The sequence below is a fragment of the Streptomyces sp. NPDC045998 genome, assembly GCF_056430285.1.
This window is the reverse complement of record NZ_JBWKLJ010000001.1, coordinates 640,197-653,604: the sequence shown is the minus strand read 5'-3', so window position 1 is coordinate 653,604 and position 13,408 is coordinate 640,197. Positions and strand designations below refer to the sequence as shown.

General features: G+C 73.3%; 13 protein-coding genes. 6 read left to right on the top strand and 7 right to left on the bottom strand.

Translation table 11 applies throughout. The features are described 5' to 3' along the window. Positions 1–51: 51 nt before the first annotated feature. The 5 genes from AC07FJ_RS02930 to AC07FJ_RS02910 form a co-directional block, all read right to left on the bottom strand. Complete coding sequence (locus AC07FJ_RS02930) at positions 52–3,159, bottom strand: efflux RND transporter permease subunit (RefSeq protein ID WP_479044589.1); 3,108 nt, start codon at positions 3,157–3,159, stop codon at positions 52–54. Between the two features lie 120 nt (positions 3,160–3,279). Next, entirely contained in the window at positions 3,280–3,954 is a 675-nt protein-coding gene (locus AC07FJ_RS02925) for a response regulator (protein ID WP_479044586.1), read from the bottom strand. Further along, positions 3,951–5,174 carry a sensor histidine kinase gene (locus AC07FJ_RS02920; RefSeq protein WP_479044584.1) on the bottom strand — a complete coding sequence of 408 codons (1,224 nt, stop codon included), beginning with the start codon at positions 5,172–5,174 and terminating at the stop codon, positions 3,951–3,953. Before AC07FJ_RS02920 ends, AC07FJ_RS02925 begins: the two co-directional genes overlap by 4 nt. 96 nt (positions 5,175–5,270) lie before the next feature. Beyond that, a complete protein-coding gene (gene pspAA, locus AC07FJ_RS02915) occupies positions 5,271–5,549 on the bottom strand; it encodes a PspA-associated protein PspAA (RefSeq protein WP_403550214.1) in 279 nt (92 codons plus the stop codon). Positions 5,550–5,561: 12 nt separating this feature from the next. Next, complete coding sequence (locus AC07FJ_RS02910; protein ID WP_479044582.1) at positions 5,562–6,356, bottom strand: PspA/IM30 family protein; 795 nt, start codon at positions 6,354–6,356, stop codon at positions 5,562–5,564. A 256-nt stretch (positions 6,357–6,612) separates the two neighbouring features. Here AC07FJ_RS02910 and AC07FJ_RS02905 point away from each other — a divergent pair, with 256 nt between their 5' ends. From AC07FJ_RS02905 to AC07FJ_RS02895, 3 genes are all read left to right on the top strand, one after another. After that, entirely contained in the window at positions 6,613–7,209 is a 597-nt protein-coding gene (locus AC07FJ_RS02905) for a DUF3043 domain-containing protein (protein ID WP_479044580.1), read from the top strand. Positions 7,210–7,268: 59 nt separating this feature from the next. After that, the gene (locus tag AC07FJ_RS02900; protein ID WP_479045269.1) at positions 7,269–8,003 is read left to right on the top strand and encodes a class I SAM-dependent methyltransferase; all 735 of its coding nucleotides are present in this window, start codon (positions 7,269–7,271) and stop codon (positions 8,001–8,003) included. Positions 8,004–8,076: 73 nt separating this feature from the next. Beyond that, the gene (locus tag AC07FJ_RS02895; RefSeq protein ID WP_479044579.1) at positions 8,077–9,162 is read left to right on the top strand and encodes a S1C family serine protease; all 1,086 of its coding nucleotides are present in this window, start codon (positions 8,077–8,079) and stop codon (positions 9,160–9,162) included. 57 nt (positions 9,163–9,219) lie between these two features. Here the strand turns inward: AC07FJ_RS02895 and AC07FJ_RS02890 are convergent, their stop codons facing one another. Further along, positions 9,220–9,435, bottom strand: a complete 216-nt coding sequence (locus tag AC07FJ_RS02890; protein ID WP_361414396.1) for a hypothetical protein — start codon at positions 9,433–9,435, stop codon at positions 9,220–9,222. 91 nt (positions 9,436–9,526) lie between these two features. Here AC07FJ_RS02890 and AC07FJ_RS02885 point away from each other — a divergent pair, with 91 nt between their 5' ends. The 3 genes from AC07FJ_RS02885 to AC07FJ_RS02875 all read left to right on the top strand — a co-directional run bounded on the left by AC07FJ_RS02885 (position 9,527) and on the right by AC07FJ_RS02875 (position 12,680). Next, positions 9,527–10,726 carry a bifunctional adenosylcobinamide kinase/adenosylcobinamide-phosphate guanylyltransferase gene (locus tag AC07FJ_RS02885; protein WP_479044577.1) on the top strand — a complete coding sequence of 400 codons (1,200 nt, stop codon included), beginning with the start codon at positions 9,527–9,529 and terminating at the stop codon, positions 10,724–10,726. Positions 10,727–10,743: 17 nt separating this feature from the next. After that, on the top strand, positions 10,744–11,793 hold the full coding sequence (gene cobT, locus AC07FJ_RS02880; protein WP_479044575.1) for a nicotinate-nucleotide--dimethylbenzimidazole phosphoribosyltransferase: 1,050 nt from the start codon (positions 10,744–10,746) through the stop codon (positions 11,791–11,793). Between the two features lie 152 nt (positions 11,794–11,945). Next, positions 11,946–12,680, top strand: a complete 735-nt coding sequence (locus tag AC07FJ_RS02875) for a hypothetical protein (RefSeq protein ID WP_479044573.1) — start codon at positions 11,946–11,948, stop codon at positions 12,678–12,680. Here AC07FJ_RS02875 and AC07FJ_RS02870 read toward each other — a convergent pair. Beyond that, a complete protein-coding gene (locus AC07FJ_RS02870; RefSeq protein ID WP_479044572.1) occupies positions 12,595–13,371 on the bottom strand; it encodes a hypothetical protein in 777 nt (258 codons plus the stop codon). The two genes, AC07FJ_RS02875 and AC07FJ_RS02870, sit on opposite strands and share 86 nt — an antisense overlap. Between the last annotated feature and the right edge of the window lie 37 nt (positions 13,372–13,408).

The following is a 13,408-nucleotide window of genomic DNA, read 5'->3' as shown; positions in this document are numbered from 1 at the left end:
GAGGGGCGCCCCGCAGCAGCGGGGCGCCCCTCGGCGCTTGATCACGCGTGATCAGACCCCGGCCGGCTCCCGCTCCGGCTCGCGCCCCGCGGCACGGGCGGCACGGGCAGCGCGCTTGGTCCGGCGGCGCTCCTTGCGGAGCTCCACCATCGCGTACAGCGTCGGCACCAGCAGCAGGGTGAGCAGCGTGGACGTCACCAGGCCGCCGATCACCACCACCGCGAGCGGCTGGGCGATGAAGCCGCCCTCGCCCGTGATGCCGAGCGCCATCGGGAGCAGGGCGAAGATCGTCGCCAGGGCGGTCATCAGGATCGGGCGGAGGCGGTGGCGGCCGCCCTCGACGACCGACTCGATGACGCCGAGGCCCTGCGCCCGGTACTGGTTGATCAGGTCGATCAGCACGATGGCGTTGGTGACCACGATGCCGATCAGCATCAGCATGCCGATCATCGCCGGGACGCCCATCGCCGTGCCCGTGGCGACCAGCAGGCCGATGGCGCCGGTGGCCGCGAACGGGATGGAGACCAGCAGGATCAGCGGCTGGACCAGCGACTTGAAGGTCGCCACCAGCAGCATGAAGACGATCGCGATGGCCGCGAGCATCGCCAGGGCCAGGTTGGCGAACGCCTCCTCCTGGTCCTCGGACACACCGCCGATGGTGGCGGTGGCGCCGTCGGGCAGGTCCAGTGCGCTGATCTTCGACTGGAGCGCGGCGCTGACCGCGCCCGTGTTGTCACCGGTCGGCTTCGCCGTGATGGTCGCGGCCCGCGAGCCGTCGATGCGCGTCATCGAGACCGGGCCGGGGACCAGCTTCACCTCCGCGATGTCGCCGAGCTTCACCGGGCCGAGCGGCAGCTGCTGGAGCTGGGCCATCGTCCGCGCCGGCGCGGCGGAGGTGATGACGATGTCACGCTCGGTGTCGTCCAGGATCGCCTTGCCGGCCGGGGTGCCGCGTACCGCCTGGGCGACCGCCATGCCGAGCGCGGCGTCGTTGAACCCGGCCTCGGCCGCCTTGGCGGTGGCCTTGACCGAGACGCGCGGGATCGACTGCGACAGGTCGCTCTGGACGTCGGTGACGTCGTCCAGTCCGGCGACCTCGGTGCGCACCTGGTCGGCGGCCTTCTTCAGGGTGGCGGCGTCGGCGGCCTTGACCACGACGCTCAGGTCCTGGTTGCCGAAGCCGTCGCCGGCCGCGATGGTCGTGTCGCCGATGCCGTCGAGCTTGCCGAGCTCGGCGTCGAGGTGGTCGCGGACCTTCTCGTACGAGGCCGAGTCCGCGAGCGTGACCTGGTAGGAGGCCTGGTTGGCGCCCGTACCGCCGCCGAAGGCCGCCATGAAGCCGGAGGAGCCGACGGTGACCTGGTAGTCCTTCACCTCGGGGGCGTCGGCCAGGACCTTCTCGACCTTCTTCGCCGCGGCGTCCGCCGCCTCCAGGCTGGTGCCGGCGGGCAGCTCCTGCTTGATGGAGAGGACCTCCTGCTCGCCCTGGTCGAAGAAGTTCGTCTTCAGCAGCGGGGCCATGCCGAAGGTGCCGACGAGGACGACGATCGCGAGGGCCACGCTGGTGAGGCGGCGGCGGGTCGCGAACCGCAGCACCGGCACGTACATGCGCTGCAGGAGGCTGCGGTTCTCCTTCTCCTCGGCCTTGCGGCGCGCCTCCTCCGGGTCCGCCGACGTGCCCTTGGGGGCGCGCAGGAACCAGTACGACAGGACCGGGACGACCGTCAGCGAGACGAGCAGGGAGGCGAGGAGGGCGGCGGTGACGGTGAGGGAGAACGAGCCGAACAGCTCGCCCACCATGCCGCCGACCAGGCCGATCGGCAGGAAGACGGCGACGGTGGTGAGGGTGGAGGAGGTGACGGCGCCCGCCACCTCGCGCACCGCCGTGAGGATCGCCGCCTGGCGCTCCTCGCCGTAGCCGAGGTGCCGCTTGATGTTCTCCAGCACCACGATCGAGTCGTCGACGACCCGGCCGATGGCGATGGTCAGCGCGCCCAGCGTCAGCATGTTGAGCGACAGGTCCCGCGTCCACAGCACGATCAGGGCGAGGACGACGGAGAGCGGGATGGAGACCGCGGTGACCAGGGTGGAGCGGAGGGACGCCAGGAAGACCAGGATGACGATGACGGCGAAGAGGAGCCCGAGGGCGCCCTCGGTGGTCAGGCCGGAGATCGACTTGGACACCGCCGGGCCCTGGTCGGAGACGACCGTCAGCTCGGCGCCCGAGCCCAGGTCCTCGCGCAGCTCGGGCAGCTTGTCCTTGACCGCCTCGGAGATGGCGACGGCGCTGCCGTCGTTGTCCATGGTCGCCATGACGGCGAGGCTCGGCTTGCCGTTCGTCCGGGTGAGGGAGACCCGGCGGGACTCCTCCTGCTTCACGGTGGCGAGGTCGCCGAGGCGGACCGCGTCGCCCTTCGCGGGCTTGATCCGCAGGTCCTGGATCTGCTCCAGGGAGGTGAAGCCGCCGCCGACCTGGACCGTGCGGCTCTGGCCCGCCTCGGAGAAGGAGCCGGCCGGGACGGTCGCGCCGCCCGCCTTCAGCGCCTCGGCCAGGGTCATGGCGTTCAGGCCGGCCGCGGCGAGCTTGCGGTCGTCGGGCGTGATGGAGACCTGGAGGTCCTGGACGCCGTCGATGGACACCTGGCCGACGCCGTCGATGTCCTCCAGGGCCGGGACGACGGTCCGCTCCAGCTGGTCGGCCAGGGCCTGCTGGTCCTTGGTGGACGTGACGGCGAGGACGACGGTCGGGATGTCGTCGGTCGACCCGGCCACGACCTGCGGGTCCACGGTGTCGGGCAGCTGCACGCGGGCGCGGTTCACGGCCTGCTGGACGTCGGCGACGAGCTGCTTGGTGTCCGCGTCGCCGTAGTCGAAGGTGGCCATGATGAGGGCGTTGCCCTCGCTGGCCGTGGAGGTGACGCCCTTGATGCCGTCGACGGCCTTGATGGTGGACTCGAGCGGTTCGACGACCTGCTTCTCGACCACGTCGGGGGACGCGCCCTGGTAGGGGGCGAGGACCGACACCATCGGCAACTCGATGGAGGGCAGCAGCTGTTGCTTGAGCTGCGGGATGGCGATCGCCCCGAAGACGATCGCCACGATCGATATCAGCCCGACCAGGGCCCGTTGCGCGAGGCTGAATCTGGACAGCCAGGACATGGGGTCTCTCTTCTGTGGCGGATCGGCAGGTCTTTCACACGATCAGCCATGGAGGGGAGGGTTCCGTCGCCCCCAGGTCCCGTTTGCTTATGCGCGGCGTACACCGGATGGAGTACTCGTTCACTCCGCCCTGGGGCGTACCAACCCGGATTCGTACGCCGTGACGACCAGCTGGGCGCGGTCGCGCGCGCCGAGCTTGGCCATGGCGCGGTTGACGTGGGTCTTGACGGTGAGGGGGCTCACCTCGAGGCGGTCGGCGATCTCGTCGTTGGAGCGGCCGCCGGCGACGAGGACCAGGACCTCCCGTTCCCGTACGGTCAGGGCGGCGAGGCGCTCGGAGTACGTGGACGGCTCCGCGGTGTCCTTCTGGGTGAGGAACCGGGCGATCAGGGCCTTCGTCGCGGCGGGTGAGAGCAGCGCCTCCCCGGCGGCGGCGATCCGGATGGCGTTCAGCAGCTCGTCGGGCTCGGCGCCCTTGCCGAGGAAGCCGGAGGCCCCGGCGCGCAGCGACTGGACCACGTACTCGTCCACCTCGAAGGTCGTCAGCATGACGACGCGTACGCCCGCCAGGTCCGGGTCCGCGCTGATCAGGCGGGTGGCGGCGAGGCCGTCCGTGCCGGGCATCCGGATGTCCATCAGGACGACGTCGGCCCGCTCCGCGCGGGCGAGCGCGACCGCCTCGGCGCCGTCCGCCGCCTCGCCGACGACCTCCATGTCGGGCTCGGAGTCCACCAGGATCCTGAACGCGCTGCGCAGCAGTGCCTGGTCGTCGGCGAGCAGCACCCTGATGGTCACACGGCCTCCCCTGTGGTTGCGGTGAGCGGAAGTATCGCGTGGACGCGGAAGCCGCCTCCGTAGCGGGGTGCGGCGGTGAGGGTGCCGCCGAGGGCGGTGGCGCGCTCCCGCATGCCGAGCAGGCCGTGGCCGCCGCTCTCCTGCGTGGGTGTCGGCACGCCGTCGTCGAGGACCGTCACCTCCAGGGTCCGGCCGACCCGGACGACGCTCACCTCGGCCCTGGCGTCCGGGCCCGCGTGCTTCTGCACGTTGGTCAGCGCCTCCTGGATGATCCGGTACGCCGCGAGGTCGACGGTCGCGGGCAGCGGGGTGCCCTGGTCGGTGCGGGCCAGCTGCACCGGCAGGCCGGCGTGCCGGAAGGTGGCGAGCAGCTCGTCGAGGACGGCGAGACCGGGCGCCGGTTCGGTGGGGGCCTCCGGGTCGCCGGACTGGCGGAGCAGGCCGACCGTGGCGCGGAGCTCGTCGAGGGCGGACCGGCTGGCCTCGCGGACGTGCGCGAGGGCCTCCTTGGCCTGGTCGGGGCGCTTGTCCATGACGTGGGCGGCGACCCCGGCCTGGACGTTGACGAGCGCGATGTGGTGCGCGACCACGTCGTGCAGGTCGCGGGCGATGCGCAGCCGCTCCTCGGCGACCCGGCGGCGGGCCTCCTCCTCGCGGGTGCGTTCGGCGCGTTCGGCGCGCTCGCGGATGGCGTCGACGAAGGCGCGGCGGCTGCGTACGGCGTCGCCCGCGGCGGCCGCCATGCCGGTCCAGGCGAAGACGCCGAGGTTCTCCTGGCCGTACCAGGGGGCGGAGCCGGACAGCATCGCCGTACCCGTCAGCACCGTCATCGTCAGCAGGCCGACCCGCCAGGTGGTGGGGCGGTCGGTGCGCGAGGCGACGGTGTAGAGGGCGACGACGGCGCTCATCGCGACCGGGGCCGGCGGGTCCTCGGCGATGTGCTCCAGGAGCGTGACCGCGCCGGTGGACAGCAGGACACCCAGGGGGTTGCGGCGGCGCAGGACCAGGGCCGCGGCGCCGACCAGCATGAGGAGCACGCTGACCGCCCCGGGGGTGCGCCCGCCGAAGTCGGGCCCGCCGTGCGGGCCGCCGTGCCGGTCGACGAACGAACCGGCGACCATGCACACCAGCACGGCGAGGGCCAGGGCGCCGTCGAACGCCAGGGGATGCGCGCGCAGCCAGCACCGCCCGCGCGCGAGCGGGGTTCCGAGGGTGGTCACGGGAGAGAACCGTACGGCCTGGCACGGCGCCGGGAAGCACCCGTGCCCCGACCCGGTCGTCCGGGGCGGGGCACGGGTGGAGTGCCGGGGTGGCCGTCAGCCGGGGATGAGGCCGTCGTCGGAGAGCATCTCGCGGACCTCTTCGAGCGTCGCGTCAGGGGCGGGCAGGATCAGTTCGGAGGGTTCCAAGGAGTCGTCCGGCAGCGGCTCGCCGAGCTGGCGCACCGTTTCCAGCAGGGCGTGGAGCGTGCGGCGGAAGCCTTCGCCGTCGCCCTTCTCCATCTCCGCGAGCAGTTCGTCGTCCAGCTTGTTGAGCTCGGCGAAGTGGCTGTCCGCCAGCCTCACCTGGCCCTCCCCCATGATCCTCACGATCATGACGCGCCGTCCTTACTGCTTGTCGAACCGGGTCTGGGACTGCTGCTGGGACTGGTCCTGCGGCGTGGCGCCGCCGCCCTCGATGGCCTGCTGGGAGGTGGATCCGCCGGCCAGCTCCGCCTTCATGCGCTGGAGCTCCAGCTCCACGTCCGTACCGCCCGACAGGCGGTCCAGCTCGGCCTGGATGTCGTCCTTCTGGAGCCCGGAGTGGTCGTCGAGCGCCCCGGAGGCGAGCAGCTCGTCGATCGCGCCGGCCCGCGCCTGGAGCTGCGCGGTCTTGTCCTCGGCGCGCTGGATGGCGACGCCGACGTCGCTCATCTCCTCGGAGATGCCGGAGAAGGACTCGGCGATCCGGGTCTGCGCCTGGGCGGCGGTGTACGTGGCCTTGATGGTCTCCTTCTTCGTACGGAAGGCGTCCACCTTGGCCTGGAGCCGCTGCGCCGCGAGCGTCAGCTTCTCCTCCTCGCCCTGGAGGGTCTGGTGCTGCGTCTCCAGGTCCGACACCTGCTGCTGGAGCGCCGCCCGGCGGGACAGCGCCTCGCGGGCCAGGTCCTCGCGGCCGAGCGCCAGCGCCTTGCGGCCCTGGTCCTCCAGCTTGGCCGACTGGGACTGGAGCTGGTTGAGCTGGAGCTCCAGGCGCTTGCGGGAGGTCGCCACGTCGGCGACGCCGCGGCGGACCTTCTGGAGCAGCTCCAGCTGCTTCTGGTACGAGTAGTCGAGGGTCTCGCGCGGATCCTCGGCCCGGTCAAGGGCCTTGTTGGCCTTCGCGCGGAAGATCATCCCCATACGCTTCATGACACCGCTCATGGGCTTCGCGCGCCCCCTTCGTGACGGACTTCGGCTCCAGCACTCCAACAGAACCCACAGTACGGGCCCTACATCCATTACCGCACTGTTCGAGCGGGGATGCGCTCATCCCCAAGGACGACTGCGGACGGCTCGTGATCCGGCGCAAGGAGTAGGGGTTCCGGCGGGATCCCTTGTACGGGTGGACGCAGGCCGTTGCCGGATCGTTCCCCGCGGGGGTGGGGCGCATGCCGGGTACCCCGTACCCTTGGGCTTTGTGTTCCGTAGCCGTTCGAAGGATGAGAAGGCCCCCACCGACAAGGTGACGGCGGACCTCTCCAAGCAGCCCCGCGACCCCCAGGCCCCCAAGGGCCGCCCGACCCCGAAGCGGAGTGAGGCCCAGACGCAGCGCCGCCGCGCGCAGACCGTACCGACCGACCGCAAGGAGGCCATGCGCCGCCAGCGCGAGGCCCGCCGCGCGGACCTGGCCAAGCAGCGCGAGGCGCTGGCGAGCGGCGACGAGCGCTACCTGCCCGTCCGTGACAAGGGCCCGGTCCGCCGCTTCGTCCGCGACTTCGTCGACTCGCGGTTCTGCGTCGCCGAGTTCTTCCTGCCGCTGGCCGTCGTGATCCTGGTCCTGTCCATGGTCCGGTCGGCGCAGATGCAGAACATCGCCCTGCTGCTGTGGCTGGGTGTCATCGCCATGATCGTGGTGGACTCGATCGGCATCTGGATCCGGCTGAAGAAGCAGCTCAATGAGCGCTTCCCCAACGAGCCCAAGCGGGGCGCGATCGCGTACGCCCTGATGCGTACGCTCCAGATGCGCCGACTGCGGCTGCCCAAGCCGCAGGTCAAGCGCGGAGAGCGGCCCTGAGCACCCAGGTCTCCGGTTTCGGAGGCGCTTCGGGGAGCTGGCTCGACGGGCTCGGCGGACTGCGCAACACGGTCCGCCAGGAGCTCGTCGCCCGCCAGCTGGACGAGCAGATAACCGCCCGCTACCCCGTGGGGCAGCGGCTGCGGGTCCTCGACGTCGGCATGGGCCAGGGCACGCAGGCCCTGCGCCTGGCCCGGGCGGGGCACACCGTCACCGGGCTGGAGTCCGACCCCGAGATGCTGCGGTACGCCCGGGAGGCGCTGGCGACCGAGCCGGCGGGCATCCGGGAGCGGGTCCGGCTCATCGAGGGCGACGGCCGGGAGACCGGCGTGCACTTCCTGCCGGGCAGCTTCGACGTGGTGCTGTGCCACGGAGTGCTGATGTACGTGGAGGAGCGCGACGCCATGCTCGCGGGCCTCGCCCGCATGCTGGCGCCGGGCGGCCTGCTGTCGCTGCTCGTACGGAACGCGGACGCGCTGGCGATGCGGCCCGGGCTGGCCGGGGACTGGTCCGGGGCGCTTGCGGCCTTCGAGTCGGACGCCTACGTCAACCGGCTCGGGCTGCCGGTGCGGGCCGACCGGCTGGGGGCGCTGACGGCGACGCTCGCGGGGATCGCGGCGCCGCTGCACGCCTGGTACGGCGTGCGGGTCTTCACCGACAACGTACCCAACGAAGAGGGCCTGCCGGCCGCCGAGGAGCTGGAGCTCCTCCTCGCGGCCGAGGACCGCGCGGGCCGCACGGACCCGTACCGCCGGGTGGCGGCGCTGCTGCACCTGTGCGGGGTCCGGGGCTGAGCCCCGCCCCCTGATCGCTGAATCGGACGCGCTGGGCGGGCCGTGGCGGGGGGTTCCGCAGGACACTCGCGGCATGGCCCTGACCGTGAACGTGACCGCCGCCGTACGCGTGCTGGTGCCGCTGCTGCCGGTGACCGCCGCCGCCGTGCTGCTGGGCGGCTGCGTGGCCCCGGAGCCGCGCGCGGCTCCGCCCGCCGCCACCCCCGCCGTGTCGCCCGCGGCCGCCGGACGGGCGGCCGGGGAGCTGGAGGAGGACTACCGCAACGTCATCCGGGACGTCCTGCCGTCGGTCGTGCAGATCGAGGCGGGGCAGGGGATCGGTTCCGGGGTGGTGTGGGACGAGCGGGGTCACATCGTGACGAACGCTCACGTGGTGGGCGGAGAGCGGTCGTTCCGGGTCACCGTGGCGACGGGCGAGGAGGTGCTGTCCGCCCGGCTGGTCTCCAGCTACCCCGAGCAGGACCTCGCGGTCATCCGGCTGGACGCGCCGCCGCCGGGGCTGAAGCCGGCGAGGTTCGGTGACTCGTCGAAGGTCGAGGTGGGCCAGATCGTGCTCGCGATGGGCTCGCCGCTGGGGCTGTCCGGCAGCGTCACGCAGGGCATCGTGTCGGCGACCGGCCGCACGGTGAGCGAGGGCGGCGCGGGCGGCGGGACGGGCGCCACCATCGGGAACATGGTGCAGACGTCGGCGGCGATCAACCCGGGCAACAGCGGTGGCGCGCTGGTCAACCTGGCGGGTGAGGTCGTCGGCATCCCGACGCTGGCGGCCACCGAGCCGGGCATGAGCGGCGGTCCGGCGCCGGGGATCGGTTTCGCGATCCCGTCCTCCACGGTCCGTACGATCGCGGACCAGATCGTCCGCACGGGCCGGGTCACGCACTCGGGCCGCGCGGCCCTCGGCATCTCCGGCCGCACCGTCCTGGACGACGACTACCGGCCCGCGGGCGTGGCGATCGCCGAGGTGGCGCGGGGCGGGGCGGCGGCGGACGCGGGGCTGCGGGCGGGCGACATCATCACCCGCGTCGGTGACACGGACATCACCACCATCACCTCGCTGCTGGAGGCGCTGGCGTCCGCGAAGCCGGGCGACCGGGTGCCGGTGACGTACCTGAGGGACGGGCGGCGGGGGACGGTGACGGTGACGCTCGGCGAGATGTGAGCCTCCCCGGCGCGCGCCTCCGGGCGGAGTCCCCCGCGCGCCCTGGTCCTACCTTCGCTACTCCGCGGCCTCGGCCTCGCGCAGGCTCATCGGGCCGTAGATCTTCGTCTCGTCCTCGAAGAGGTGGACCTGCTCCACGCCCTCGTCGAGGAGGTCCTTCCAGGTCTCACCGAGCCAGGACTCCGCGTCGCCCTGGGTGGTGAACTCCTCCGGCTGGGTTGCCGGCTGGACCTCCGTGCCGTCGGACCTCTCGAATCGCCACGTCCATGCCATGTGCGCCTCCCGGGTTCACCAGGTGATCGGTTTCCTGCCCGCAGCGTAGCCGGGCGCGCACCCCGTGCGGGGACGCGGGAGGATCATCCCTGTGGAACTGACTCTCCTCGGCACCGGCGCCCCCGACGGGCTGCCCCGCCCCGACTGCCCCTGCGCCCGCTGCGCCACCGCCCGCGGCGCGGACGCGCGTGCCGCGACCGCGCTGCTCGTGGACGGGGCGCTGCTGCTCGATCTGACGCCCGGGGCCGCGCTGGCCGCCGCACGGGCCGGGCGGTCGCTCGGCGGCGTACGGCAGGTGCTGTTGACCCACCCGCACGACGGGCCGGCCGTGGAGCTGCCCGCCGGGCTGCCGGCGGCCGGGCGGGTGCCGGACGGGCGGGAGCTGACGCTGATCAGCGGGCACCGGGTGCGGGCCGTGCCGATGGACGCGCCGGGCACCGGGTACGAGGTCACCTCCCCGGACGGGCTGCGGCTGCTGTACCTGCCGCCGGGCGGCGCCCCGGCGGGCGTGACCGAGTCCGGGACGGCGTACGACATGGTCGTGGGCGACGTGGTGGGGCGCCCGGACGGGATGGCCCGGCTGCGCGGCGCCGGTGCGATCGGGGCGGCCACCGACGTCGTCGCCGTCCACCTGGGCCACGAGGTGCCGCCCGGGCCCGAGCTGGACCGGCGGCTGGCGGCGGCCGGGGCGCGGGCCGTGCCGGACGGGACGACGCTGCTCGTCGGCGACTACCAGAACGTCCCGGACATACCGCGCCGGACGCTGGTGACCGGCGGCACCCGCTCGGGCAAGTCGCTGGAGGCCGAGCGGCGCCTGGAGGCCTTCCCTGAGGTCGTGTACGTCGCGACGGGCGGCACCCGCGACGGCGACGCCGAGTGGGCGGCCCGCGTGAGCACGCACCGCAACCGGCGTCCGGGGTCCTGGCACACCGAGGAGACGTGCGAGCTCGCGCCGCTGCTGCGTGGCGAGGGGCCGCCGCTGCTGATCGACTGCCTGTCGCTGTGGCTAACGGACGCGATGGACCGGGCCGGGGCGTGGGACGACGGCACCTGGGCGGCGAGCGGGGAGCGCGCGCTGCGCGAGCGGGTCGCCGAACTGGTCGCGGCGGTGCGCGCCACGCGCCGTACGGTCGTGGCGGTGACCAACGAGGTGGGCGCCGGGGTGGTGCCCGCGAGCGCCGCCGGACGGCGCTTCCGCGACGAGCTCGGACGGCTCAACGCGGCCTTCGCGGACGAGTGCGAGCACGTCCTGTACGTCGTCGCCGGTCAGGCCCTCGTGCTCCGCGGGTGACCGGTACTGTTCAGCGAATGAGCAGGCTGAATCTCGACGACTTCTCCGAACTGATCGAGCGCCCCGACAGCGCCACGCGGCGTGACGCCGAGGAACGCCGGGAGCGCCTCGCCGTCCCGCCCGGCCGGCTGGGCCGCCTCGACGAGCTGGGCGAATGGCTGTCGGCCGCCCAGGGGGCCGTCCCGGTGCGGCCGATCGACCGGCCGCGCGTGGTGCTGTTCGCCGGGGATCACGGAGTGGCCGGCCTCGACGTGTCGGGCCGGCCCGCGGGCGGCGCGCACGCGCTGGTGCGCGCCGTGCTGGACGGGGCGAGCCCGGTGGCGGTGCTCGCGCGGCGGATGGACGTCCCGGTGCGGGTCGTCGACGCGGGCCTGGACTGCGACCCGGAGCTGCTCCCCGAGGACGTCGTACGCCACCGGGTGCGGCGCGGCAGCGGCCGGATCGACATCGAGGACGCGCTGACGCCGGAGGAGGCCGAGCAGGCGGTACGCCTCGGCATGGCCATCGCCGACGAGGAGGCCGACTCGGGCACGGACCTGGTGGTGCTGGGCGACCTCAGCGTGGGCGGCACCACGCCCGCGAGCACGCTCATCGCCGCCCTGTGCGGCACGGACGCCTCCGTCGTGACCGGCCGGGGCGGCGCCGGGATCGACGACCTGGCGTGGATGCGCAAGTGCGCGGCGGTCCGCGACGCGCTGCGCCGGGCGCGCCCGGTGCTGGGCGACCAGCTGGAGCTCCTGGCGGCGGTCGGCGGCGCTGACCTCGCCGCGATGACGGGCTTCCTCCTGCAGAGCGCGGTCCGCCGGATGCCGGTGATCCTGGACGGCGTGGTGTCGGCGGCGTGCGCGCTGGTCGCGCAGCGGGCGGCGTTCCGGGCGCCGGACTGGTGGCTGGCGGGCCAGGTGAGCGGCGAGCCGGCGCAGGGCAAGGCGCTGGACCGGATGGCGCTCAATCCGCTGCTGGACCACGGCGTGACCGTCGGCGAGGGCACCGGGGCGCTGCTCGCGCTGCCGCTGGTCCAGGCGGCCGCGGCGCTGGCGGCGGAGCTGCCGGAGCGGAAGAGCTGAGCGGTACCGCCCCCCCAGGGGCGGAGAGATGGGGATCACGCGGCGGCCGGACAACTTCCCGGCCGCCGCGCCGGTCTTCGCACGTGCCCGACCGCTCGACTGCCCGCCTGCTCGACTGCTCGACGCCGTGCCGACCACCCCCTGGAGTCCCCATGCCGTTCGTCCGCCGTGCGCTGCGCCATGAGTGGGGGTCCCTGTACGCGGCGGTACGCGCGGGGCTCGTCACCCGCGGATGGCGGGCGGTCCCGCTGACGCTGTGCGCGGTCACGCTGACCGGCCTCTTCCAGCTTGTCCAAAACCAGTCCTGGGGCTACGGCCTCATCCAGGGCATCGGCTCGGTCCGGGCCGAGGACCCGCTGTGGCTCGCGCTGCTGCGCACGCCCCTCTCCCTCTTCGTACCGGCGCTGCACCTGCCGGTGTGGGGCGCGCTGGCGCAGGTGCTGCTGGTGTTCGGCATCGCCGAGATCTGCCTGGGGCGGGCGCGCACGCTGCTCGTCGCGTACGCCGCGACGCTGGCCGGGACGCTCTACGCGCGGATCGGCATCGCGCTCGGGCCGGACGCGCCGCTGGGGCTCGGGCTGCCGGCGTCGGACGCGCACGTCGTCGACACGGGCCCGTCGGCGGCGGTCGTCGGCCTGGCGGTCGTCGTGTGCTGGGGGTACCGGGCCTGGCTCACCGGCGGCCTGGTCGTGCTGGCGATGATCGTCGAGGTGGTCTTCAAGAACAACCTCGCGGGCAAGGAACACCTGGCCGCGATCGCGGCGGTGCTCGTGGCGTGCGCGGTTCGGGAGGTCCTCGCGCTCAGCGCCGCCGGTCGCCGCCCGGGCGGCGCAGTTGCTGGACGCGGTCGGGCGCTCCGGCGATCAGGTCCTGGAAGCGGTGCCTGACGGCGTTCCAGCGGCGGTCGTGGTGGTACGCGCGCAGCCCCGCCCTGGCGCGGGCGCGGGGCCTGCGGCGGTAGAGGCGGCGGGCCCACAGGGAGTCGGGGCGGGCCAGCCGGAGGGCGCCGAAGATCGCGATCGGCAGCACGAACAGGCCGATGATCGCCATCCGGAACTTCCCCTTGAAGAGGGTCACCAGCACGAAGAGGAAGTTGAGCCCGAAGTTGATCAGGAGGCTGCTGCGGCTCTGCCGCTCCTCGGGGGTCACCTCGTCCACGCCGAGCGGTGAGAAGCCGAGCAGGACGAGCAGGAGCAGCGCGGTGGTGAGGACCACGACCTCCACGCTCTTGCGGCCCTCCTCGGTCCAGTAGACGTCGTCCAGGTGGACGATGAGCGCGAACTCGTCGAGGACCAAACCCGCGCCGATGCCGAGGAGCACCGCGCAGACGATGGAGGCGACGCCGCGCCGGTCGACGGCGACCGCCCCGAAACCACCGATCAGGGTGAGCACGACCCCCGGAATCACGTGGTGGATGTGCAGCCCGCCCGGGGTGACGTTGCGGAAGGGCCCCTTGCCGGCCCGGATCAGCCGGGTGACCACCCGGGTGAGCAGGAAGGTCAGGACGAAGGACGACAGGGCGAGGAGCAGGGGCAGCTTCCCCGGCTCGACGATGTTGCGGTAGAACCAGTGACCCATCCCGCTCCCTCCATGATCGCGCCTCCTAGCGACTACC